Below are 26332 nucleotides of genomic sequence, written 5' to 3'. Positions count from 1 at the left end.
CGAAAAGTTTAAAAAAATCGAGCAATCATTTTTTGAGTTACAAATGTACTATTTTTTGGACAATTATAAATGAAAAGCCTTTTCATAAATGCTGTAACAACTGTAAACCACAGGCTATTTTATCTTCCATTGGCAATGTAGCATCAATCCAATGAATGGTAAAACCGCGGCGTTCCATTCCCCTAAACCAAGTCATTTGTCGCTTGGCAAACTGATGTATGGCGATTTCCAATTTCGAGTACATCTCCTCATATGACAACATTCCCAAGAGGTATAACGTTATATATTTATATTCCAACCCGTAATATATAAGATCGTCAGCCGACAAGCCTCTCGCCAGAAGTTTTTCAACTTCTTCAACCATTCCCTCATCCAAGCGTTTTTTCAACCGTTCCGAAATTTTTTTGCGCCGTAATTCCCTATCTACCGAAAGGCCGATGATTACACTTTCAACAGGCAAATATGCTGCGCAATCGATGTCATGCTTTTCTTGAAAATCGGCAATTTCAATAGCCCGTATGGTACGCTGCCTGGTATCTGTATCGGTAATATTGTGCAATTTTTTGTACGAGCTCAACATTTTTGTCAGTTCTTCCTGCGACTTATTAGCCAATTGCTTTCGCAATTCGGGATTCTCAGGAACATCCGGTAAGCGGTACCCCTTTAACACCGATTCGATATACAATCCTGTTCCTCCGCACAAAATAGGGGTTTTATTTCGCGAAAGAATGTCGGAATAGGCCTGATGAAAATCATGTTGAAAATGAAAAAGCGTATATTTTTCACCCGCTTCACGAATATCGATCAAATGATAGGGAATATGCCGGCCATTTATCTCATAATCCGATAAATCCTTACCTGTTCCGATATCCATACCCTTGTAAACCTGTCGTGAATCGGCACTGATAATTTCTCCATCCAGTTCGTAAGCCAGATGAGCGGCAAAACAGGTTTTGCCGGTAGCGGTAGGTCCAAGAATAGTAATGAGCGGCAACATATTCAACATTATCTTTCCCATTGATTTACCAACTACCTCCGGCACCTCCGCCTCCGAAACGACCGCCTCCGCCTCCACCAAAAGTGCCTCCAAACCCTCCGGTACGGTTGCTTCCGCCACCGAAAGGCGGGAAGAAAATAAAACGACCCCCTCCACGGTTACTCCCACCATTATTTATATGCCGGTTATTGCCAAAAATCAAACGAAGAATAACGATGAGACCAATAACCGACACAACAATAAGACCAATGGGAATACCCTCGTTATCCTGCTGCTCATCTGCATCGAATTCTCCCGACAAACGCTCTATTATGGCATCTACAGCAGCGTTAACGCCACCAAAATAATCGTTTTCCCTAAAATAGGGAATCATCCTATCGCGCACGATCCTACCCACATACGCATCGTTCAAACGTGCCTCCAAACCATAACCCGTTGCAATAAAGACTTGCCCTCTACTGTTGCCAACTTTCGGCTTAATGAGGATTACCGCTCCGTTATCTTTGCCTTTTTGCCCCACACCCCACTCCTCGCCTATTTTGAAAGCATAATCGGAAACGGCATACCCTTCCAAATCATTCACGGTAACCACATAAATTTGAGTAGAAGTGGAATCGTGGTAAGCACGGAGTTTTTGCTCCAAAGCGCGCGTTTCTTCCGGCGAGAAAAGACGGGCAAAATCGTTTACCAAACAAGGAGGATACATCGGTTTAGGAATATCCTGAGCATAGACCGCAGCTACGCCGAAAAACAAAATGAATAACCAAAATCGATGTTTAATTTTACTTAATATCTTCATCAGATAATTTACTGAAGTTGCCAACTTTTTGGCTAAAATTGAACTTTTATAGCTGTCTGAGCTTCTTCGACAGCTTGAAAATAGGCTTTGGGTTTAAATCCAAACAAACCGGCATAGATGATTTGAGGGAATTTGCGAATATATGCATTATACTCTTTTACCAGTTGGTTGAATCTGTTCCGTTCAACAGCGATTCGATTCTCTGTACCAGCAAGTTCGTCCTGAAGAGCAAGAAAATTCTGATTGGCTTTCAACTCGGGATAATTCTCCTGAATGAGAAGCAATCTGCTCAACGCCGCACTCAACTCGGCCTGAGCCTGCTGATATTCCCGGATATTCTCATCCGTAAGATTTTCCGGATCTATCGTTATCTGAGTAGCTTTGGCACGAGCCTCGGTCACCTTCGTAAGGGTTTCTTGTTCATGTTCGGCATAGCCCTTCACGGTAGCTACAAGATTTGGAATCAGATCGGCCCTGCGCTGATATGCATTTTGCACATTACCCCATTGCGAGGCTACGGCTTCCTGTTTTTCAACCATCGTGTTGTATCCGCAACCGGAAAAGATAGCACCCAAAAGGATTACCGAAAAAAGAATTTTAATATTTCTCATTGTGTTGTTGAATTTTACCAAATAATTTTCGTCCATAATTTTCGACAAATATACAAAAACATCCGATGACAAAAGAATTATGTTCAAAATCGAAGCGCAACCCCTAAATAAATATCTCCGGGCTGCTTCATGCTTGCTTCAAGGCAGGGAGAAAAACATCGGATTATGCAGATTTATCGTAAAAAACACCTGCATTTTTGCAGCAAAAAAAGCAAAATCTTGGAGCGACCTTGGAGCGAGGATGGTGCAGCCTTGGTACGGACTTGGTGCGGAGAAGGTATGTCTGTCCTGAAATAAGTTTACAGTAAATGTAAAATACAAGACGATATAAAGACAAAGAAGGTGGTTGAGATCTATACAAGACTTGTCGCCACAAATCGGAATACACGTAAAAAAGGCATAGAATCGGTAAAAAATATACAAACCTGATAAGTATTCATGATAGGCTCAAAAAAGGCTGATAGAGCCGATATGGTATTATAATTTCCCTAAATTTCTGTATTCCAAAGGGGTAATTCCTACTCTTTTTTTAAAGAAAAAGATAAAATATTCATAAGAATTGAAATTCAACTCATAAGCAATCTCTTTTAGAGATCGGTTCGTTTCAGCCAACAATTCTTTTGATTTTCTTAATTTCAATTCCTGAAAATATTGTGCAGGAGCATAGCCTGTATAATCTTTAAATACTTTTCTGAATCGCGAATAACTTATCCCCAATTTCGATGCAATTTCTTCTACATTAATACCTCTATGCATATTTTCACTCATAATGATTTTGGCACGTTCAACAATTTGGCTCATATTGTTGTTTTCAAAATCTTTATTCTGCGAATACGATAATATCATGCCGATAATATGTAAAACAATGCCGGCCAAATGTTGCTGAGCCGCTATTCTGTCATCTTTAGCTACTTGTAAAGCAGAAGAATAAAGATTTACCAAATCTTCATTCACACCAATATCAATAACCTGTTTATTAGGGCCGATAAATTCGTTTTTTACCATTTCGTCAATGACTTGTCCTTCAAATCCGACATAATATTCGTTCCATCCTGTTTCCGGCGAAGGACAATAGGTATGCCATTGATTGGGAAAAAGAAAAATAATTTGCCCCTTATCTATATTCGTTTTCTTGGTGGTTTCCGACATAAAAGAGCCATGCCCTTTGCTGATATACAGTATCTGATACTCTGAAAGAATTCGTCCTTTACATGGGTCAAAATAATAGCTTTTGGGATGTTGCGTGGAAGGATAGACCGTGTTGGGAGCAACAGGCTGAAACCCGACCGTATTTACGGTTAAGCCGAAACTTCTGTCTTTCTCATTTACGATCAGATATTTAAAATCGATAGGCAAATCGTTATATCTCATGTTATCATCCTATTATTTTAATTAAGGACTCATTGCTTGTGTTCCTGATAAATGCAGATTTAAAATAGTTTTTGCCTTCATTGTTTTTCCTTATCTATCGGACAACTTTCTACCTTTCAAAGGTATAGAATATTTATGTTATAGCAAAGAAAATGAAATATCATTTTAATATTATTTTAGTTGCACATTTAGCTGTTTGACAGAAAAATATATCGATAATGGATGTTTATAAAACAAAATATTACTAATAGATGTAAGACGTACAAATCGGGTTTCTGATGGAGGATTTAAGTTATTTCAGTTAACACGGGCTTCAGAAAAGGGATGAAATTTTCAAGCAATCTCATCCACTTTTCAGGCAAGGAATTAAATTTTTTTGCCCGCCCATCACGTTTTCCTGCAAAGGATAAAAACTTCTTGCAACCCATTCGGAAATTCTGAAAGAGAATAAAAAACGGTTGATGGCCAAAACAAAATTTGAGAAATGAAAAAATAACTCCGGAATCGATTCTTCTCTTATGCCAAGAACGAAATCAATACCCCTGCGGCAATAGCCGATCCAATTACTCCGGAAACGTTACTTGCCATACAATATTGCAGAATATGATTCGATTTGTCGTATTTCAATGCCATTTCGTTTGCCACACGCGAAGCCATCGGTACGGCACTCAAACCGGTTGCCCCGATAAGCGGATTGATCTTTTTATTCGAAAACATGTTATAGACCTTCGCTCCCAAAATGCCGCCGGCAACCGATATGGCGAAAGCCAAAAATCCACCGACCACAATACCCAATGTTTGTGGCGAAAGGAATACCTCGGCCGTCATGGTAGCCCCCACACACAAACCAAGAAAAATGGTTGCCGTATTCATGATGGGACCTGACGCTGCTTCAGCCAGACGACTTGTGGAAGTTCCGATTTCCTTAACCAAATTTCCGAACAGCAACATACCGAGCAAGGGTGCCGACGAAGGAACAAAAACAGCCACAACCACACCCAATACGATAGGGAAAACAATCTTCACCACTTTCAAATGTTTGATCGCATGTTTGGGAGGGTACAATTCATCCATGTGGCGCATATGTATTTTAAATTCATTTTCGGTCATCAACAGTTTAGCAACCAAGGGAATAATCACCGGCACCAGTGCCATGTAAGAATAAGCAGCAATCGCAATGGGCCCCAACAAATGAGGTGCCAACTTAATAGTGGTATAAATAGCCGTAGGCCCATCGGCTCCGCCAATGATTGCCAACGAGCCGGCCTCGTTCAAATTGAAACCAATCAAAACTGCACCGATCAGCACCGAAAAAATTCCCAACTGTGCGGCACCACCAAAAAAAGATAATTTGAGATTACGCAACATTGGCCCAAAATCGGTAAGAGCACCCACGCCCATAAAAATGATAGGGGGAAGCAAACCGGTTTTAATGAGCGCGTAGTAAAGAAAATTCATGATGCCGTATTCGTTTGCTATTTCCAGCAGATTCATATAGGTACCATCTTCATAATGAACAGCTGATGCATCCACTATTCCCAATCCGGCGCCGGGCAAATTTGCCAACAACACTCCAAAGCCAATTGGCACAAGCAAAAGTGGCTCATATTGCTTCCTTATCCCCAAATATAAGAGAACAAATGCTATAATCCACATTACAACGGTTTTGAAGTCTATAGCCCCAAAAGCCGTCATTTCAGACAAACCCGTAAAAATATCCCCCATATCCTCATTGCAATTTAATAATCACATCATCTTCAAACACAGAATCACCATTCGATACACAAATTTCTACCACGGTCCCCTCCTCTTCGGCAGCAATCGTATTATAGGTCTTCATGGATTCTACGTATCCGATTACATCACCCTTTTTAACTTTATCGCCTACTTTAATAGGTTTTTCGGAGGGATCTTTCGTCAAAAAAAATTTCCCTTCGAGAGGTGTAACAAGCGTTTTGATTTTCCCTTTTGGAGTAGATGAGGATTTTTCGGCAGGTTTCACATCCTTTGCCGATTTATCGGCTCCCTTATTATCATTCACATCCTCATCCGAGTAAGAAATATTTACCTCATATTCCTCATCATCGATAGTGATGATTAACTTCTTCGGCTTATACTCATTATTTTGTTGAAGCGAAACGACAGGTGTCTCTCCTTTTCTTTGCTTTTCAGCTGCTTTTTTCTCGGCCAAATCTTTTTCGAATGCCGCCCTAGCTTCGCCACTTTTGTATGCTCTGTACTGTTCGGGATGCATGGCTAACTCAAAAAGTTCTTCGTCATCACGGCCAAAGTCCCAATTGTTCTTTTTCATCTCGGCACGGAATTCATCCAATTGATCAGGATACAAATCCTGCGGATTGCCGGTATAAAATTCCCTTCCTTGTTCTTTCGCCAATGCCACAAGCTCAGGAGCAACCTTACCGGGCAGTTTACCCGATTTACCAAGAATCATATCCCAAATGTTATCGGCAATCATCGACCAGCGCTCTTTGCCTTTTTCCATCTGGATCACGTTCATCAGGGCAAGGTTTTTCACATACTGACTAAACGGTGTCACCAATGGAGGATATCCCACCTTCGGCCAAATATAGGTTACCTCATCGAACAATTTTATCAGCAAATCGTCCAGCGTGAGTTCCTGTTTGCCGTTTTTTGCCAACCATCTGTTAAGCGACTCCAGGTTATTTTCCAAATCGGCCATCAGGCTCCCCATCATTCCGCCCGGCAAACCGGGGCCGATAAGCAACGAATTCATCAACCGATTCTTGGGATTGATGTAATAACCCAGAAAATCGTCGATAAAACTTTGTGTAAGCGACCGTACTTTCATATAGGCTTTCATGTTGATATCGGGAACAGCAAATCCGGCATCCTTCAGCATTGCCTGCACGGCAAGCACATCGGCATGAGCAGTACCCCAAGAAAGCGGCTCCATAGCTACGTCAACGTAATCGATGCCGGCCAGTGCAACTTCAAGAATCGATGCCATCTGAAAACCGGGACCGGCATGACCGTGATACTGCACAGGAACGTGAGGATGACGCGTTTTGATATTTTTCACAATCTTGCCCAGCGATACCGGTCGTCCTATGCCGGCCATATCTTTTATGCAAATTTCATCCGCACCCATTTCTATCAATGTATCGGCCAACTGTGTATAATATGCTACAGTATGGATAGGTGAAACGGTAATGCAAAGCGCAGCTTGGGAAATCATCCCCGCTTCCTTTGCAAATTTGATGGAATTCTCCAAGTTGCGGACATCGTTCAATCCGTCAAACGAACGGGCAATATCGGTACCCTGTTTTTTCTTCACCTGAAACATCAGTCGGCGCACATCAGCAGGAACAGGAGTCATGCGGATACCGTTCAATCCCCTTTCGAGCATGTGTGTTTGAATACCCGCCTCATTGAAAGGTTTCACCCATTCTCTCACTGCAATATTTGGATTTTCACCAAACAACAGGTTAATCTGCTCAAACCCTCCACCGTTGGTTTCAACACGAGCAAAACATCCCATGTCGATAATAGCAGGAGCTACGGCTTTCAATTGATCTACTCGTGGCACATATTTTCCCGACGACTGCCACATGTCGCGATATAAAAGACTAAATCCTATCTGTTTTGCCATAATTAGTTATTTTGTACTTTTTGTTTTCCCTATGTTAATTATTCTGCCCTTTCCCTTGGTAACGACATCCACCGCTGCAACAATGGCTGCCATTTTTTTGGGATGTATACCCTTATCACCTTCGGTATCGTTTTTCTTTGGTATACGTGGAGTTGGTAGAAAACGATTAGTAACTCCTATAATAAAATTTCCCACCGCCACTACCAACAAAAGAATAACAAAAACCGTAAGCATTCCTACAACCAGAAGAAAAAGAGCTTCATTCAGATTCGCCATATGATAAATCGATTAATATATTTAAAATTGAAAAGAAAAATAAGTAATTTGATGAAAAATCAATTTTTTACGGCTTCAAAAATAATAAAAAAAAATTTACCTTGCCCATTCAAAGAACAAGGTAAGTGTAAATTTATCATTTATTTAAGCTGAATTTTAATCCCTTTACATTCGTTAATGACAAAAAAACGGCACGATTTTAATATTCGTCTTTTGAACTGTTTAATTTCAACAATTTCATCAACTCGACCACAACAACAGGGACTAACGAGAGCAGTAATACATAAGTCCAATGCATTCCGTCCATGACGACTGTGCCAAAAATATTCATGACGGGCGGAATCAGAAGAATCAAAGCCATAAACGCTGCCGAAACAACAATGGCACCTATCAACGGTTTGTTGAGGAGCGGACTGATTTTGAAACATGATATTTTGTTGGAATGCAGATTCCGAACATGAATCAACTGGGCAAATCCCAGTACGGCAAAAGCCATGGTTTGTCCTAAGGGTTGACCCCCATCGTTAAATCCGATCAGATAAGCTGCCAGTGAAATCAACCCGATGGTTGTTCCCTGATAAATAATGCGCCAAACCATTCCCCGACTGAAAATTCCCTTTTGGGGATCTCGCGGTTTACGTTTCATAATATCATTTTCGGCAGGATCCATACTCAATGCCAGCGCGGGGAGACTGTCTGTTACCAAATTAATCCAAAGAATAAGAATCGGCGTCAGTGGATTGCCAAGATTCAGCAACGAGGCAATAAGGATGAGCAGGACCTCACCAACATTGGATGATAACAAATATTGAATGCCTTTGAGAATATTGTCGTAAATACGCCGTCCCTCTTCGACGGCATTGACAATGGTAGCAAAATTATCATCGGTAAGGATTATGTCCGACACTTCCTTTGCCACCTCAGTTCCCACAACACCCATTGCAACACCTACATCGGCCTGCTTTAAAGCAGGGGCATCGTTTACCCCATCACCCGTCATGGCAACAATATCGCCATAAGATTGCCATGCTTTCACGATTCGCACTTTGTGCACCGGCGCCACACGGGCATAAACCGAATACGATTTCACATTGCGATACAATTCGCTATCGGACATATTCTCCAAATCTGAACCTGTGACGGTTTGATCGCCTTCACGGTAAATCCCGATCTCTTTAGCAATGGCAAGAGCAGTAATCTTATGATCTCCCGTGATCATTACCGGACGTATACCGGCCATTTTGCATTTACTCACCGCTTCTTTCACTTCAGGACGGGGAGGATCGATCATGCCGATCAACCCTGCAAAAACCAACGTATTTTCGACGGTTTCAACAGTCACTTTATCTGGAAGTTCGTCAATATCTTTATACGCCACAGCAAGTACACGTAAAGCATCTTGCGCCATGCTCTCATTTTGTCTTCTGATTGATTCAATATCTTCTTGGGTAATCGGACGAACCTTGCCCTTAACAAGGATGAAAGAGGTAACACTCAAGACTTCATCAACCCCGCCTTTCACATTAACACGCAGTTGCCCGTTTTCCATTCTGTTGATGGTAGCCATGCGCTTCCGTTCGGAATCGAAAGGCACCTCACCAACCCGGGGATATTTTTTCTCTTCCTCATTCTTATTCATACCGAAATTCAGCGCAATGTCGACAATAGCTGTCTCGGTGGGATCGCCCGAGTTTTCGTGACTCCCGTCAGGAAACATTCTCAGATGAGCGTCCGTACACAACAATGCTGAATGCAACAATATTTTACCATCTGAATCCGAACGTTCGAAAACCCCCTTCTCACGAAAATCGATTTCGTTCCCGACTGTCCATCCTTTTACTATCGTCATCTTATTTTGGGTAAGTGTCCCCGTTTTGTCGGAACAAATCACCGTAACACTCCCCAATGATTCGACCGAAGGCAACTTGCGCACAATGGCATGAAGCTTGACGAGCCGCTGTACCCCAATAGAAAGCACCAACGTAGAAACAATCTGAAGCCCCTCTGGAATGGCAGCAACCGCAAGGCTCACTGCCATCATGAACATTTCAAGCCAATTGTTACCGTAAAGCAGTCCTATAATAAAAATAACAGCACAGATGATAAGAGCGACATATCCCAATATTTTTCCCAACTGTTCCAACCGTTTACTCATCGGCGTTTCAGTTCCTTCGGCATGTTGAAGGAGATGAGCGATCTTGCCAACTTCAGTATTCATTCCTGTCGCCACAACAATCCCTTTCCCTCGACCATAAGTCACTACACACGTTGAGAACGCCATGTTCGTGCGATCGCCAAGCGGCACGTCCTCAATATTCAACGTCTTGACGTTTTTTTCTACCGGAACAGATTCACCGGTCAATGCCGATTCCTGGATTTTCAGGTTTACCGCTTCTAAGAGTCGCATATCTGCAGGAACAATATCTCCCGTATCCAACACAACAATGTCGCCGGGAACGATCTCTGTAGAAGAAATTTCGACAATTTCTCCCTCGCGTAGCACTTTAGAACGCGGCGCACTCATCTTTTTCAGCGCTTCTAAGGAAGATTGCGCTTTTTTCTCTTCTACCATTCCGATCACGGCATTAACCACCAAAATGGCAAGAATAACTATCGTATCTAAAAATCCTTCACCGTTTTGCAGACCAATTACTCCCGAAATAATGGCAGCGACGAAAAGGATCATCACCATCGATCCTTTAAACTGATCGAGAAAGATTTGTAAAGTGGATTTTTGCTTTATGGATTGAAGACGATTCGGGCCATAAGTTTCGAGACGTTTTTTCACTTCAGCAGCCGACAATCCTTTTTCGGCAGACACACCGAATTGTTGAAGTATCTCTTCAATAGATTGATTATAGAAATATTTCATTTAAAATACTATTTTAAACCGTTGAATAAATAAATGGAATAGAAAGGTATTTTTTTAAGGCATACAAAAAATATACAAGGTTTTACATGGTGCCCGGATCTACACCTGACATCCATAATTGCTTAATCATTAGCAACCTTATCTTTTGCAAAAACAATGTATATTGAATAAATACCGGTCTTATCATGCCTACTTATTCCAAGAAACACATTTTGCATCTACCCTTACTTGATGGGCAGAAGCGTTATTTATTCTTTAATCCGACAAAATTACAAAAATAATCGATTTGAATCTATATGATTTAAAAGGTATTGCAAAAATACTATATATTATAGAACATATAGTTTTCAGCGACATATAAAAAACCTATAGCAAGGCACACAAAATAGAATCAATCCTATTTATATGTTATAAAACATAATTCTTTAACATTATTGTATATTTCTTGAATTGCCCGGTTTTTTTTAACTTGCGAGCGTTATTTTTGTGATACGACTTTGCTTTATGCAAGATGCAAAGTCGTTTTAATTTTGTAACTCCAAACAATTTTTATAAACAGTCAGATCATGAAAGTATATCAAACGAAAGACATTAAAAATATTGCTATCATAGGCAATTCGGGATCAGGAAAGACCACTCTCGCAGAAGCTATGCTTTTCGAGAGTGGTCTTATAAAACGACGCGGTACGGTTGAAAACGGGAATACCGTCAGTGATTATTTTCCCGTAGAAAAAGAATATGGCTATTCGGTGTTTCCTACCGTATTTTCCATTGAGTGGAAAGACAAAATGATGAATTTCATTGACTGCCCGGGATCGGACGACTTCATTGGCGGTGTCATCACTTCGCTCAATGTTACCGACACTGCATTAATGGTTATTCATGCCGTCAACGGAATTGAAGTAGGAACCATTAATCAGTTTCACTATACAGAAGACTTGAATAAACCGGTTGTGTTTGTCATCAATCAGATGGATAACGAAAAAGCCGATTATGACAATACCCTCGCCGGCATGAAAGAAATGTGGGGAAACAAGGTGATTCCAATCCAATATCCAATCGGCAGCGGAAACTCGTTTGTAGGCATTGTTGATGTACTGAAACAAAAAATGTATAAATGGAAAACGGATGCTACGGCTCCTGACGTAATGGACATTCCGGATAGTGAAAAAAACAAAGCTGACGAATTGTATAAAACACTATTGGAAGCAGCAGCTGAAAACGATGAAGGATTGATGGAAAAATATTTCGAGCAGGGAACACTATCGGAAGAAGAAATGAGAGAAGGGATCCAAAAGGGGTTAATCGATCGTAGCATTTTCCCCGTATTCTGTGTTTCGTCTTCAAAAAATATGGGAGTGCACCGGGTGATGAATTTTCTGAGTGCTGTAGCACCATCACCGGATCAGATGCCTGCGCCGAAAAACACCGAAGGCAAGGAGGTAAAACCCGACCCCAATGCCCCTGCCAGTCTTTTCGTTTTTAAAACTACTGTTGAGCCCCATATCGGAGAAATTTCCTACTTCAAAGTCATGTCGGGCACCATAAAAGAAGGCGATGACCTGACCAATGCCAATCGGGGCTCCAAAGAACGTTTGGCTCAAATTTTTTCGGTAGCCGGACAAATCCGCACTAAAGTTGAAGAAATGCAGGCAGGCAACATCGGTGCCGCCGTAAAATTAAAAGACGTGCGCACCGGCGATACCTTGAATGCAAAAGGTGCCGACAACCGATTCGATTTCATCAAATATCCCGAACCCCGCTATCGTCGGGCCATTAAACCATTAAACGAAGCCAATGCCGAAAAACTAAACGAGGCACTCACCCGAATGCACGAAGAAGATCCCACATGGATCTCGGAAATATCGAAAGAATTGAAGCAAACCATTGTTTCCGGACAGGGGGAATTTCACCTGAAAACGCTCAAATGGAGATTAGAAAATAACGATAAAATCGAAGTTGAATTTCTTGAACCGAAAATCCCTTATCGTGAAACGATCACCAAAGCAGCTCGCGCCGACTACCGGCACAAAAAACAATCGGGAGGAGCCGGACAGTTTGGTGAAGTCCACCTTATTGTAGAACCTTATACAGAAGGTATGCCGATCCCGGAAGTATATAAATTCAACGGGCAAGAATACAAAGTTCAAACACGCGATGTTCAGGAAATAAAGCTTGAATGGGGAGGTAAATTGGTTTTCGTAAACAGTATTGTGGGAGGATCCATCGATGCCCGCTTCATGCCTGCTATTTTGAAAGGAATTATGAGCCGCATGGAACAAGGACCTTTAACGGGATCGTATGCGCGTGACGTTCGCGTTATCGTATATGACGGCAAGATGCACCCTGTCGATTCCAACGAAATCTCTTTCATGCTTGCCGGACGTAATGCCTTCAGCATAGCATTCAAAAATGCAGGGCCCAAAATTCTCGAACCCATCTATGATGTCACCGTTTCTGTGCCATCGGAATATATGGGAGATGTGATAAGTGATCTTCAAACACGACGGGCTATGATTATGGGTATGGAAAGTGATAAACATTTCGAGAGAATCAAAGCCAAAGTTCCACTAAAAGAAATGAGTTCATATTCTACTTCACTAAGTTCGCTAACCGGCGGACGCGCTTCCTTTACCATGAAGTTTTCCGGTTATGAACTTGTGCCTTCGGATATTCAGGAGAAATTGCTGAAAGAATACGAAGCAGGAGAAAAAGAAGAGTAAGTCTTTTCAAACAACCATACTGAAACGTTGTACTCCCCAACCGAGCAACATGTTACTCGGTTGGGGAGTAAATAAAAAGCCTTTGTGTACTTTACAAAAGAAATAATATAAACCTCATTTTAATTACACACAATAAACCGGTCGAAAATGAAGAAAATATGTGACATCCTGTTTTTTCTTGCGATTACTCTACCGACATATACCCAACAATATGAAGGTGTATTCAAGGAAGGTAATGATGTGCTTAAATTTGAGAATGGAAAAGTATATTTCGACATGGATGAAATGGGAAACATGATAACCAACAAAGTGGGTGAAGGCAGTTATGAAATTATGGGCGATTATTTGTTGGTAATGACGGGGGAATATTCAGGTGAAAAATCGACTGTCCAGCCGCTTGCGGGATCAAAAGAAGACTCGGTAGGGATCAAGGTAACAGACAACCGCAATTTTTCGTTGTCGGGAATACTGGTTGAGCTAGTAAATTCATCGGGAAAAACACTGCAGGGAGGCGTAACCAATAGCGAGGGGAAAATTCTTTTCAAAAAGAATCCTAAAGTTCAAAAGATAAAAGTATCGGATATGGGATACGATAATATTTCATTCCCTTATGATCCGACCAGCGATTTTCTTGTTAGATTGGTAAAAAACAATATCATTGAAAACCGAACTGTTGCTTTCAGATTGAAAAAAGTGGACGACGAAACCCTCTCCGTTTTGCTTTTGTCGAGCGATTTCGAACCCGGGAAAAACCAACTGAAAGCATTGGAAAAATTGGATAAGAAAGCCCGTAAAAGCAATTACATTGACAAACGGATGAAGAAGGAATTAACCGAGTAGTTTCTTTACGGTTTCAGAGATCAAGCGTCCTTCGGCTTTTCCTGCAAACTGTTTAGTGGCAACGCCCATCACTTTACCCATATCTTTCATGGAAGTCGCTCCAACATCGGCGATAATTTTTTTCACTGCTTCCTCCAGTTCATCGGGAGACATCTGTCGGGGCAAAAATTCCTGAATGACGTTTAATTGAGCCAATTCGGTTTCTGCCAAATCAGAACGATTTTGCGACAAATAAATATCGGCACTATCTCTCCGTTGTTTTGCCATTTTCTGCAAAATAGCCACAGCAGCCTCATCCGAAAGTTCATTATTAGCACCCTTGGCAACTTTTGCTTCCAAAAATTCTTTTTTGATTCCTCGCAACGCTTCCAATCTTATTTTATCTTTTGCAAGCATTGCTTTTTTTATTTCTTCATTAATTGTCTCGAATAAATTCATAAGTAAAATAGTATAAAAATTCTTTTTTTAATCGAACAAAGAAGATGATGGGGTTTGAGCTTCGTTTCGAAATGCACGAGGATTAAAATTTACATCGCGTTTGAAAACCGCTATCCTCTCCATTGCTTCCAAAATTTTATCATCATCCAGTTCTTCTGTCGTAAGCACAATCGGCTCAATCCGATAGCTAGTTGTCAAAAGATCTTTCAGTCCTTTTTTCCCATAGTACTTCTCAATTAGTTGTCTATCCTGTTCTTCCTGTTCTTTTCGTGCATCTTCGCGTATCTTACGTTCCAATTCCTCAGCTTGAGATTCTACTAATCGATGTTCTTCAATGCCGGGAACACTTGTAATGGAAAAACCGGTAGCCAATAATGTTATCTTAACCTCATCGGTAAGATCATCTTCCAAAGCCGCACCCCAAATTACCTCGATTTCACGGCTAAACTTCGACATGAACTCATGCAACGCATTCATCTCTTCCATCATTAATGGGTTTTTTTCACCAAAGGAAAGATTAATGAGTATTTTTTTCGCACTAAACACATCATTATTGTTAAGTAAAGGCGAATGAAGAGCATCACGAATAGCCTCTTCAACCCTGTCTCTCCCTTTCCCCACGCCTCTACTCATAATGGCAACGCCGCCATCTTTCAACGTTGTGTAAACATCGGCAAAGTCAAGGTTTACATAGCCGTGAACCGTAATGATTTCGGCAATGCTTTTTGCAGCAATCGTCAACGTATCATCGGCCTTAGCAAAAGCATTCATCATCGTTAAATCGTGATAAATATCGCGTAATCGCTCGTTGTTGATTACGAGAAGTGCATCCACATTGGCAGCGATTTCTTCTACTCCTTTTAATGCCTGGATAATCTTTTTTGGACCTTCAAAAACGAAAGGGATAGTCACGATTCCCACTGTTAATATGCCCATATCTTTAGCGACTTTAGCCACAACGGGAGCAGCACCTGTTCCTGTTCCTCCACCCATACCGGCTGTGATAAACGCCATACGTGTACCGTCACTCAATAAATCACGTATTGCATCGATACTTTCTTCGGCAGCACTGCGAGCGATATCGGGTCTGTTTCCGGCACCCAGCCCACCGGTTGTATGTTCTCCCAACTGAATTTTCACGGGTACAGGCGATTCCATCAATGCCTGATTGTCGGTATTGCATAGAGCGAAAGAAACATTGTGTATTCCTTCAAGAAACATATGGTTGACGGCATTGCCACCGCCCCCTCCAACCCCGATTACCTTAATAATCGCTTCCGTGCGGGTTTCTAACTGAAAATCCAATATCGTATCATCCATACTCACTCCCTAAATGCTTGTTTATCTTTTTAATCCTCAATTATTTTCATCCTCGGAAAACATCTCTCCAAGAATATTTCCCATTTTGGAAAAAAAACCGTCCGTACGCTTTTTCTCTTCACTGTTTTTCTCCGTTTTCTTTTTATCGCCTTTTCTTTTCCGTTCGCTCATATTTTTAGAAAAATCCCGTTCCTCCTGCATAATTTTCTCGCCTGCTGTTTCAACGACCGGTTTTTTTTCGCAATCTTCTGTTCCAAACAACAACAACCCCAAAGCCTGTGTCAAAGAAGGATCATTTGCCAATTCGGGGAAATTGTTGATGAAAGACTTTTTTGCCGATGCTTGTCGTACCGGCATTTTCAATTTCTCCGTGAGATAGATATCGAGATTCTTCAATTGTGAGGCACCTCCTGTCATCACGATTCCGGCACCCAACTGTCCGTTATATCCCGACAATTCAATCTGTTCCTTTAAATTAGCCACAATCTCATCTATACGCATCCGTATGACTTTATTGAGCTCCACCAGATCGATATCCGGTTTTGAGAAAAACGGAGAAGAAAGTAAATTATCCTGATTCTCGTGTGCTTTACCGAATTTGATTTTATACTGTTCGGCATCGCTTTCAATGAAATTCAATTCACAGATATCTTTTGTGATGGAACGTCCTCCAAAAGGAACAACTACCATTCTTCGCAAGATGCCCCCTTTGTAGATTGACAATGTAGTAGTACCCGCACCAAAATCGATGAAAGCACAGCCCAATTCCTTTTCTTCTTCATTCAATGCAATAGCTGCCGAAGCCAATGCTCCTACGGTATAACCGGCAATATCCACTTGGGTTCTATCCCGAATGCTTTTTTGGATATTGGCGATGATGTTGGGGCGTCCGACAATCATCTTATAATTGGCTTCGATGATAGAACACGTAATGCCAACAGGATTTTTTTCAGGTTTTCCGTCCAAAAAATATTCCACATCAGCAATAGCATATCGTCCGGTCATCTCGGGATTGTATTTCTCTGCTTCCTTGCGAAGCTGCGCAATTATCTCAGCCGTAACTATTCCTGAAGGAGGAAGTTGCATTCTTTCCCTGAAATCAACAGTATGCAGCGATTGTCCTGCTATAGGAATATACACTTTACCGATTTTCCTGCTCAATCTGTTCTCGAGTAAACTGATCAACTTACGAACCTTAGCCCCCGTCTCTTCTATATTATATACCAACCCGCGACGAATGCATTGATCGGACGGAATGGTTTCACAAGCCAATACAGAAATGACATTATTTTCATTTCTGCGTCCGACAACTCCGGTAATTTTGGAAGTTCCCAAATCAATAGCTGCAATAAATCCTGATTCTGATTGTATCATACCTTAATTATAAACGATATAAGACCGGATTGTTTTTATCAAACGCTTCGGCACTTATTTTTGTTTTACACACACATTCATTTTCATAAGAGAAAATGTAAATTATTTTTTTGTACACACTACCTGATTATCGAACGAAAGATTGATTTCGGAGTAGCGATTCCATCCCACTATATTAAGACCTTTTTTTACGAAAAGTGCAAATTTTGCCAATTTAGCAGGATAATTATCCAACGTTCCCAATAGGATACGAAAATCCCCGGCTCGAGGGATCAATTCGACTTTCCCGTTTTTTCTCACCACAATTTGCTCTATCCAGGCATCCCAATCGGGATTTTCATACAAAAATTTGGCGAAATCATACAACTTATCTTTGGCAAATTCTTTACTTATATCACCTGTTGCAATAGGAACATATACGGTAAAACGACTCGAAGTCGGCATTATTTCCCGATTTTTATCGATATAAAAATCGCCTTCTGTGTCAGAAATAACGCGGAGAATAGGGCTTCGTTGATAAATATTGGCTATTACCGAACCATTCGAAGTGGAATACACTTCAGCAGATTTTACCAGCTTATTGGTCATAATTGCAGTTTGAATATCAAGTGTATTCACCTCATCCATTTGTTTTCCGACGGGATACAAGTCTTTGTTTTTTACCAACCGGATAATATCGTCGGCATGCACAAATCGGTTTTCCGAGCTATCTTTTATGAGAACCTCAAAACGTGTACATAACTGATTTTTCGATGAATTTCGAAAATAAAATACCGCAAAAACGAGGTATCCCATTATCACCAACGAAACCAATATAATCAGAAATTTCTTCATTCGAAGCTATATGATTGCAAAGTTACACTTTAAAATGAAACCGTAAAAAATTACAATACCGTATGATTTCTCTCCGATTTCTCTTTTAAGAGCTTCTCTATATCGGGCAAAAGTCGATCGATATCGCCTGCTCCCAATGTTACCAATACTTCAATATTTCTATCCTTTAATATCGTAAGAAGTTCCGACTTTTTACATAACACTTTGTTTTCTGTCGTAATTTTGTCAAAGATAATCTCCGACGTCACTCCTTTAATAGGTTCTTCGCGTGCAGGATAAATATCCAGGAGAATTACCTCATCGAGTTTGGAAAGACTTTGAGCAAAATCTTCAAAAAAATCACGTGTACGCGTATAGAGATGAGGCTGAAAAACCCCAGTTATTTTCTTTGTTGGATACAAAGCCTTGATCGAATCGATGGATTCGGCCAATTCCTTAGGATGATGGGCATAATCATCAATAAAAACAATATCATCCGTTTTTAATCGGATATCGAACCGACGTTTAGCACCTTCGAATGTGCGCATGGCTTCATGCACTTCCTCGGGATTGACACCGGAAAGTGTGGCAGCTGCAATAGCAGCTATTGCATTTTCGATATTTATTTTCACAGGAACACCCAATTGAATATTGGGTATAACACCGAAAGGAGAAACAAAATCAAACACAATTTCGCCGTTTCCGATTCGAGTATTTTCAGCATGAAAATCACCCTTATTTTCGGAATAGGTGAAAACCTGAACGGTAGATTCGCAGCGTGGCATTACGGCAATATCCTTTTTTAGGATCAAATATCCGTCAGGGCGAATAAGCGACGTAAACATTTCGAAACTTTCCCGATAAGCTTCCATAGAGCCATAAACATCCAAATGATCGGGGTCAGCCGCCGTAATGACGGCAATCCACGGTCGCAACCAATGAAAAGAGCGATCGTATTCATCGGCCTCCACCACCGTAATGCGGCTTTTGTCAGACAAAAGCAGGTTGCTGTTGTAATTTTTCGAGATTCCTCCAAGAAATGCATTGCAATCGACATGCGACTGCCGCAATAGATGGGCAATCATGCCCGAAACCGTAGTTTTCCCATGTGTACCTGCAACACAAATAGCATCGCTCAATTTGGTAATCTCTCCCAAAACCTGTGCACGCTTCATCAACATAAATCCTGCCGAACGGAAAAAATTCAGCTCCGAATGAGTAGAAGGAACAGCAGGGGTATAAACGATCAACGTATGTTCTCTATCGAAAAATTGCCGGGGAACAGCATCAATATTATCCTCATAATGAATAAAAGCACCCTCTTTTTCCAGGGTTTCTGTTAACGGTGTCTGCACACGATCATACCCTCCAACAGTCTTCCCTTCTGCCAAAAAATATCGGGCCAGGTTACTCATGCCTATGCCACCGATTCCTATAAAATAATAATTGGAATATTGTTTCATGCTTTCGTTCATTTCCCCACAATTTTTGCAATCTCGTCGACAATACGATCGGCAGAATCCGGTTGCGCTAATTTAGCAATATTATTACTCAACGATTTCAAGCGCTCTTTGTCTCTAACAACATCCAATGCCACATCAAAAAGCAAAGAAAGTGCATCGGCATCAGCAATCATGATGGCAGCGCCTTTTTCCACCAATGCTTGTGCGTTTTTTGTCTGGTGGTCTTCAGCCACATTGGGCGAAGGTACCAAAATAACCGGTTTCCCCAGCAAACAGAATTCGGATATGGAGCCTGCTCCTGCACGCGAAATAATCAGATCGGCCACCGAATAAGCATAATTCATATGCGAAATAAAATCATGAAGCCGAACATTTGAAGGAATTTTTCCTTCGTCCTGCAACTGCTTTATGTTATCGTAATAATATTTACCGCATTGCCAGATAATCTGCACATCATCCGCTTGTTCAATTTTTGGAAAAGCCGCCATAATGCTTTCGTTAAGGGTTTTTGCTCCAAGGCTCCCGCCAATCATGAGAATCGTTTTCTTTTCGGGAGAGAGTCTAAAAAATTCGATCCCTTTCATTTTATTTTCCTCTGAAACCGTCAAATCCTGGCGGCAAGGGTTTCCCGTCAGTACAATCTTCTCTTTCGGAAAATATTTCTCGAGACCTTCATAAGCGACACAAATCTTTACTGCCTTTTCAGCCAACATCTTATTCGTTACTCCGGGATAAGAGTTTTGCTCTTGAATGAGGGTAGGGATACCTTTCGAAGCAGCCGCACGCAAGATGGGTCCACTGGCATATCCCCCAACGCCGACAGCCACATCCGGTTTAAAACCGGCAATAATCTTATTCGCCATATACATGCTCTTCAACAATTTTATTGCCACTGCGATATTCTTCAACAAATGCTTACGATCGAAACCGGAAACGGGAAGTCCAACAATCGCATAGCCTGCAGCAGGCACACGTTCCATTTCCATGCGATCTTTTGCTCCAACAAAAAGAATCTCCGAATCATTCCACCGTTTTTTTATGGCATTGGCTATGGAAATGGCAGGGAAAATATGCCCTCCCGTTCCACCACCGCTGATAATAACTCTAAGTCCCTTCTCCTTCATAATATTCAAAGACGAATAATCTCGAATTCAACTTTTTCTTCCAATTCAAGCGATTTATCGGAGTTTTTCACCTCAACATCCGTTCCATCGCTATCATTTTCATTAGCATTGTTATCCTCATCATTTTGCGAAACCGCATCTTCTTCCTTCTTCTTGGTTGAGCCAAAACGATCCGCACTCAAAATGATTCCAAAATATGCACACGTTATTAAGGTTGAAGTACCTCCCCGGCTTATAAGCGGTAACGGCTGACCCGTTACGGGAATCAAATTAACGGCAACAGCCATATTAATAAATGCCTGAAAGGAAAGAATCAGAGCTGACCCCAAAATCAAATATTTGGGGAACAGTTTGTCGACCTTTCGAGCAATCATTCCTCCACGAATGAGAAGAATCACATACAACAATAATACAATCACTCCTCCCAAAAAGCCCAACTCCTCAATGATAATGGCATAAATAAAATCGGAATAAGCTTGTGGCAGAAAATCACGCTCCGTGCTGTTTCCCGGAAACTTACCTAAAAGTCCGCCATTGGAAATAGCAATCTTCGCATGGGCTACCTGATAATTCTCATCGGTTATCGTAAAATAAGACTCCTCTGTTTCCTCCTTGTGGTTACTGAAATTTTCGATACGATTTTGCCATGTTCCGGCTCTACTCAAAATTCCCTTTTGTGTCCAATCTTCAGGAATTACTTTCAATAAAAAAACAAAAACTGCAGCCAACCCAATCACGGCCAGTGCAACTTTTGCCAGTCTCACGAATTTAACTTTTCCGATAAACATAAGCAAATAACAGACAACAAACAGTAAAATAGCTGTCGACAAATTATCAAAGGCGATGATTCCGCATACAACGATTGTAAGACCAATCATCCATTTAAAGAGAACCGCATCGTTTTCGCCGTTTTGTTTGCTTAGCAAAAAAGCAATGGTTCCGATCAACGATATTTTGGCAATCTCAGAAGGCTGTATTGTGAATCCAAAAAAAGAAATCCATCGCTCGGCCCCATTGACCGTGGTCCCAATAAATGGGGTCAATATTAACAAAACGATAGAGGCCAGGAGAACAAAAATCAGCGACGAAAAATACCGGTAAGGAATGTTATGGATAAAAAGGATCACACCTACTCCTCCTATGAGAAAAGTTGCATGACGCAAAATTGGTCCCCAGAGATTTTGTTGACGATAAACAATAGTACTGGTTGCACTGAACACCTCTATCAGTGAAATCACGCTTAGGCAAATGAATACTGTCCAGATTACCTTATCGCCTTTAAATATTTTTGAAAAAATACTATCCTGCCTCTCCTCTGTTTCCTTCACAGAAGAAAGTTCGGAAATTTCCATCGTTGAATCCATGTTTGTTAAAAACTAAAGTCTTCTTACACATTCTTTGAACTGCTCGCCTCGATCTTCATAATTCTTAAACAAATCGAAACTTGCGCAACATGGCGACAACAATACCGTATCGCCCTTTTCAGCCAATCGGTAAGCCTTTTTTACGGCTTCATCCATTGAACAAGCATCCTCGATTACTGGTACTTTCCCATCAAAAAAAGCATGCAGCTTCGAGTTATCTTTACCTAAAAAAATTAAAGCTCGTACTTTTGATTTAACCAGATCTTCGATTTCCAAATAATCGTTTCCTTTATCCGTGCCGCCGAGAATAAGTACCACTTTTGATCGCATACTTTGTAAAGCATACCAACATGAATTGACGTTGGTTGCTTTCGAATCGTTGATATATTGTACACCGCGAATGGTTGCAACTTTCTCCAACCGGTGTGGAACACCCTGAAAATCACTTAGCGACTGGCGTAAATTATCGTCGGTAATATCAAGCAATTTAGCCACGATGCCCGATGCGAGTGAATTATACAAGTTGTGAATACCCTGCAATGCCAATAACTCCTGATCCATTGTAAACATATTGTTTTTCACATGTATATATATCCTATTGTTTTTAGTATAAGCACAGGAATTGTTGCGTTTTGTTTCGCTGAAACCATAGAGCGAAACGCGAGGCTTCAATTTCTCGATTTCACGGGTTACGATGGGATCATCCACCCAGTAAACAAAAGCATCATCAACGGTCTGATTGCGAATAATACGCATTTTTGCATCTACATAGTTTTGCATGTTATGATCATACCTGTCAAGATGATCGGGAGTGATATTCATCAACACCGCAATATCCGCTTTAAAATCATACATATCCTCGAGTTGGAAGCTGCTCAATTCCAATACATAATAGTCGTAGTGTTCTTCCGCAACCTGTAGAGCAAAACTTTTACCGATATTACCGCCTAAACCCACATTCAATCCTGCCGATCGTAAAATATGATAAATAAGACTGGCTGTGGTTGTTTTCCCGTTACTGCCGGTAACACAAACCATCTTAGCATCAGTATAACGACCGGCGAATTCAATCTCGGAAATCACGGGGATGCCTTTTGCTCTGATTTTCTGAATTAAAGACGCTGTATTAGGTATTCCGGGGCTTTTTATGATTTCGTCTGCCAACAAAATCTTCTCTTCCGTGTGTTTCCCTTCTTCAAAATCGATACGATAATCAATGAGTGTTTGACGATGTTCATCGGTTAGTTTTCCGTTATCCGACAAAAACACATCGAATCCTTTTACCTGAGCAAGAATAGCAGACCCAACCCCACTTTCTCCACCGCCAAGAATTACCATGAATTTCTTAGATTTACCGATAGCAGATTCGGATGGTGTTTTATCTATATTATCAACGTTCATATTGTTCAATTATTATATCCTGTTTATTTTGACTACCGCATTTTAAGTGTTGCCACTGCAAAAACAGCCAAGATTATTCCGATAAGCCAAAATCGGGTAACTAATTTCGGTTCGGCAACAGGTGCAATCGGTTTTTGAATGAGCGCATCGATACCGGCATTCCCCGGTTTTTGAAAATGATGATGCAACGGGGTCATCTTAAAAACCCGTTTACCAACGCCATATTTTTTCTTTGTATATTTAAAATAAGTCACCTGAATAATGACCGATAGCGCTTCCACAAAGAATACTCCGCACAAAATGGGAAGTAGCAATTCCTTATGAATCAATACGGCAAATACTCCGATTATGCTTCCCAATGTCAAACTCCCGGTATCACCCATAAATACTTCGGCAGGATAAGCATTATACCATAAAAATCCGATGGTAGCCCCCACAAAAGCGGCAGCAAAAACCATCAACTCATCACTACCGGGTATATACATAATATTCAAGTAGGAAGCAAAGTCGACTCGCCCCGAGAGATAAGCCAATATACCTAATGCCACGCCAATGATTGCCGACGAACCTGCCGCCAATCCATCCAAACCGTCCGTAAGATTTGCACTATTTGAAACTGCTGTAACAATAAGAATCACGGCAATCACAAAGATCACCCATACCGCCTCATCGGCAAAATCACCCATAAAGGAAACCAACCATCGATAATCGAAGTTGTTATTTTTCACAAACGGAATGGTCGTTTTTGTTGTCTTTACTTCTTTATTTCCATATTGAACACTTTCAATAACATTATTCACACGGATCTCGGTATTCTCTCTTGCAACGATATCGGGACTTAAATACATGACCATTCCCACTATTAATCCCAATCCGACTTGGGCAACCACTTTGAATTTTCCTTTTACTCCTTCTTTATCTTTCCTGAATACTTTGATATAATCGTCGGCAAAGCCAAGAGCTCCAACCCATAGGGTGCTTACGATCAATAGAATAATGTATATATTTTCCAATTTACCAAACAATAATATTGAAAGCAAAATGGCCAAAATAATGATAATTCCTCCCATCGTCGGTGTCCCTCGTTTACTATATTGCCCCTCTAAATCGAGATCACGAATAGTTTCCCCAATCTGTTTCTTCTGCAACCATCGGATGATGTACTTGCCGGCAAAAATCGAAATAAAAAGTGCCAACAAAGCAGCCATAGCAGAGCGAAACGTCACGTATTGAAACATACCGGCTCCGGGAAAATCAAATTGCTCCAAATACTCAAAAAGATAATATAACATCGTGAATAATTTGCTTTTAATTTACGACTCAATTGCCGAAAAATAATTTTTCCACTTCCTCTTTATCGTCAAAATGATGCTTTACACCTCTTATTTCCTGATAATCTTCGTGACCTTTTCCTGCAATGAGAACCACATCGCCGGGTTTTGCCAAAGCACAAGCCGTTTTTATTGCTTCACGGCGGTCAGCAATGGTGAGGACATCACGCCGTTCGTCTTCCGACAAACCTGCCAGCATATCGTTCAGTATATCTTGAGGTTCTTCAAAACGAGGATTATCGGAAGTAAAAATAACCTTGTTGCTCAACCGGTACGCCTCACGAGCCATAATCGGACGTTTAGTTTTATCGCGATTGCCTCCACAGCCTACCACAGTAATGATATTCCCTTTTTTCTCCAGAACATCATGAATGGCATTGAGTACATTGATCAAGGCATCGGGAGTATGCGCATAATCGATAATAGCGGTAAAACCCTTCGGTGAACGAATGGTTTGAAAACGCCCGGCAACCGGCTTAACAACGGTAAGCGTTCTCAACACATCCTCCTCGTTCAATCCAAGCAATATGCTCGCTCCATAAACGGCCAGCAGATTATATACATTAAATAAACCCACAAACCGGACAGTAAGCGGTTTTCCGTTGATTTCGATATCGGTACCCTCAAAATGTTTTTCAAAAATACGCGCCTTAAAATCAGCCATATTTTTCAACGAATACGTATATTTTTTAGCTTGGGTGTTTTGGATCATGAACAAACCGTTCTTGTCATCAATATTGGTAAGTGCAAATGCATCGGAAGGCAAATCATCAAAAAACGATTTCTTAACGTCACGGTACTCCTGCATATTTTTGTGATAATCCAAATGATCTTGGGTGAGATTGGTAAAAATGCCACCGGCAAATTTTAAACCATATACCCGTTTTTGATGAATGGCATGCGAACTAACTTCCATAAATGCATATTCACAACCGGCATCAACCATCATCCGGAGGAACCGATTCAAAGTCACAGGATCGAGCGTTGTATGAGTGGTAGGAAATTTTTCTCCGTTTACATAGTTACATACCGTAGACAACAACCCTGATGCATAACCCTGCCGACGAAACATTTCATAGAGCAAGGTTGCAACAGTGGTTTTCCCGTTGGTTCCGGTAACGCCAACGAGTTTGAGATGAGCGGAAGGATTGCCATACCATTGCGAAGCAATCATAGCCAAAGCAATGGCACTGTTTTCCACTTGTATATAGGTAACTCGCGAAAAGAATTCATCGATGAGCGGTTTGTCGTAAACAATCACACTTGCCCCTTCTTCAATTGCTTTTCCTATATAGGAATGCCCGTCGGTGCAAATGCCTTCAACAGCCACAAAAAGCGATCCCGGTTTTACCTGACGTGAATCGGAAGTAATTGCCGATACATCCGTTTTTTCATCTCCTTTTATCGAAATCACATTGCAATTCGCAATAAGTTTACTTAATTCCATATTTTTATCCTTGAGTCCACTCCGAAAAGTCTCTGACTTTTTATTTTCAATTCAGTGACACCCGGAAGGGACGGTTTAAATTTTTCAAAAATGCACTAAAATCAGTATCCTATTTGCTTGCATATTAATCTATATTT

General features: G+C 41.0%; 21 protein-coding genes. 3 read left to right on the top strand and 18 right to left on the bottom strand.

Features of this window, described 5'->3' with window-relative positions:
• Positions 1-82: 82 nt before the first annotated feature.
• The 3 genes from miaA to OLM34_RS09660 are packed head-to-tail and all read right to left on the bottom strand — an operon-like array spanning position 83 to position 2407.
• Positions 83-1006: a tRNA (adenosine(37)-N6)-dimethylallyltransferase MiaA gene (gene miaA, locus OLM34_RS09670; RefSeq protein WP_413777220.1), complete on the bottom strand. Its 924-nt coding sequence runs from the start codon at positions 1004-1006 to the stop codon at positions 83-85.
• Between the two features lie 16 nt (positions 1007-1022).
• Positions 1023-1796 carry a TPM domain-containing protein gene (locus OLM34_RS09665; protein ID WP_264406952.1) on the bottom strand — a complete coding sequence of 258 codons (774 nt, stop codon included), beginning with the start codon at positions 1794-1796 and terminating at the stop codon, positions 1023-1025.
• Between the two features lie 32 nt (positions 1797-1828).
• Complete coding sequence (locus OLM34_RS09660) at positions 1829-2407, bottom strand: LemA family protein (protein ID WP_264406951.1); 579 nt, start codon at positions 2405-2407, stop codon at positions 1829-1831.
• A gap of 79 nt (positions 2408-2486) precedes the next feature.
• Between OLM34_RS09660 and OLM34_RS09655 the strand changes: the two genes are divergently transcribed.
• Entirely contained in the window at positions 2487-2699 is a 213-nt protein-coding gene (locus OLM34_RS09655) for a hypothetical protein (RefSeq protein ID WP_264406950.1), read from the top strand.
• Positions 2700-2884: 185 nt separating this feature from the next.
• Here the strand turns inward: OLM34_RS09655 and OLM34_RS09650 are convergent, their stop codons facing one another.
• From OLM34_RS09650 to OLM34_RS09630, 5 genes are all read right to left on the bottom strand, one after another.
• Positions 2885-3778, bottom strand: coding sequence for an AraC family transcriptional regulator (locus OLM34_RS09650; RefSeq protein ID WP_264406948.1), 894 nt, complete (start codon positions 3776-3778; stop codon positions 2885-2887).
• A 516-nt stretch (positions 3779-4294) separates the two neighbouring features.
• Entirely contained in the window at positions 4295-5434 is a 1140-nt protein-coding gene (locus OLM34_RS09645) for a sodium ion-translocating decarboxylase subunit beta (RefSeq protein WP_413777219.1), read from the bottom strand.
• Between the two features lie 73 nt (positions 5435-5507).
• On the bottom strand, positions 5508-7409 hold the full coding sequence (locus tag OLM34_RS09640) for a biotin/lipoyl-containing protein (RefSeq protein ID WP_264406944.1): 1902 nt from the start codon (positions 7407-7409) through the stop codon (positions 5508-5510).
• A 6-nt stretch (positions 7410-7415) separates the two neighbouring features.
• On the bottom strand, positions 7416-7685 hold the full coding sequence (locus OLM34_RS09635) for an OadG family protein (protein WP_264406943.1): 270 nt from the start codon (positions 7683-7685) through the stop codon (positions 7416-7418).
• A 199-nt stretch (positions 7686-7884) separates the two neighbouring features.
• Positions 7885-10557 (bottom strand): calcium-translocating P-type ATPase, PMCA-type, encoded by a 2673-nt coding sequence (locus tag OLM34_RS09630; protein WP_264406941.1) that lies wholly within the window; start codon positions 10555-10557, stop codon positions 7885-7887.
• 566 nt (positions 10558-11123) lie between these two features.
• Between OLM34_RS09630 and OLM34_RS09625 the strand changes: the two genes are divergently transcribed.
• Entirely contained in the window at positions 11124-13280 is a 2157-nt protein-coding gene (locus OLM34_RS09625) for an elongation factor G (protein ID WP_264406940.1), read from the top strand.
• A gap of 147 nt (positions 13281-13427) precedes the next feature.
• A complete protein-coding gene (locus OLM34_RS09620; RefSeq protein WP_264406938.1) occupies positions 13428-14120 on the top strand; it encodes a hypothetical protein in 693 nt (230 codons plus the stop codon).
• Here OLM34_RS09620 and OLM34_RS09615 read toward each other — a convergent pair.
• The 10 genes from OLM34_RS09615 to OLM34_RS09570 all read right to left on the bottom strand — a co-directional run bounded on the left by OLM34_RS09615 (position 14109) and on the right by OLM34_RS09570 (position 26195).
• On the bottom strand, positions 14109-14558 hold the full coding sequence (locus OLM34_RS09615; protein WP_264406936.1) for a GatB/YqeY domain-containing protein: 450 nt from the start codon (positions 14556-14558) through the stop codon (positions 14109-14111). The genes OLM34_RS09620 and OLM34_RS09615 overlap by 12 nt on opposite strands.
• 27 nt (positions 14559-14585) lie before the next feature.
• Positions 14586-15878, bottom strand: a complete 1293-nt coding sequence (gene ftsZ, locus OLM34_RS09610) for a cell division protein FtsZ (protein WP_264406934.1) — start codon at positions 15876-15878, stop codon at positions 14586-14588.
• Between the two features lie 36 nt (positions 15879-15914).
• Positions 15915-17252, bottom strand: a complete 1338-nt coding sequence (ftsA, locus tag OLM34_RS09605) for a cell division protein FtsA (RefSeq protein WP_264406931.1) — start codon at positions 17250-17252, stop codon at positions 15915-15917.
• A 102-nt stretch (positions 17253-17354) separates the two neighbouring features.
• The gene (locus OLM34_RS09600; protein WP_264406930.1) at positions 17355-18086 is read right to left on the bottom strand and encodes a cell division protein FtsQ/DivIB; all 732 of its coding nucleotides are present in this window, start codon (positions 18084-18086) and stop codon (positions 17355-17357) included.
• A 50-nt stretch (positions 18087-18136) separates the two neighbouring features.
• Complete coding sequence (gene murC, locus OLM34_RS09595; RefSeq protein WP_264406928.1) at positions 18137-19540, bottom strand: UDP-N-acetylmuramate--L-alanine ligase; 1404 nt, start codon at positions 19538-19540, stop codon at positions 18137-18139.
• On the bottom strand, positions 19537-20652 hold the full coding sequence (gene murG / locus OLM34_RS09590) for an undecaprenyldiphospho-muramoylpentapeptide beta-N-acetylglucosaminyltransferase (protein ID WP_264406926.1): 1116 nt from the start codon (positions 20650-20652) through the stop codon (positions 19537-19539). The genes murC and murG overlap by 4 nt, the downstream gene beginning before the upstream one ends.
• A gap of 5 nt (positions 20653-20657) precedes the next feature.
• A complete protein-coding gene (locus tag OLM34_RS09585; RefSeq protein ID WP_413777218.1) occupies positions 20658-22004 on the bottom strand; it encodes an FtsW/RodA/SpoVE family cell cycle protein in 1347 nt (448 codons plus the stop codon).
• 24 nt (positions 22005-22028) lie between these two features.
• Positions 22029-23354 (bottom strand): UDP-N-acetylmuramoyl-L-alanine--D-glutamate ligase, encoded by a 1326-nt coding sequence (gene murD, locus OLM34_RS09580; protein WP_264406988.1) that lies wholly within the window; start codon positions 23352-23354, stop codon positions 22029-22031.
• 95 nt (positions 23355-23449) lie between these two features.
• Entirely contained in the window at positions 23450-24709 is a 1260-nt protein-coding gene (gene mraY / locus OLM34_RS09575; RefSeq protein WP_264406924.1) for a phospho-N-acetylmuramoyl-pentapeptide-transferase, read from the bottom strand.
• A 28-nt stretch (positions 24710-24737) separates the two neighbouring features.
• Positions 24738-26195 (bottom strand): UDP-N-acetylmuramoyl-L-alanyl-D-glutamate--2,6-diaminopimelate ligase, encoded by a 1458-nt coding sequence (locus OLM34_RS09570; RefSeq protein ID WP_264406922.1) that lies wholly within the window; start codon positions 26193-26195, stop codon positions 24738-24740.
• Between the last annotated feature and the right edge of the window lie 137 nt (positions 26196-26332).

The organism is Anaerorudis cellulosivorans (genome assembly GCF_025943985.1).
In the GTDB taxonomy this organism is placed as follows: Bacteria; Bacteroidota; Bacteroidia; order Bacteroidales; family Dysgonomonadaceae; genus Anaerorudis; species Anaerorudis cellulosivorans.
This window is presented reverse-complemented; position numbering and strand designations above follow the sequence as displayed.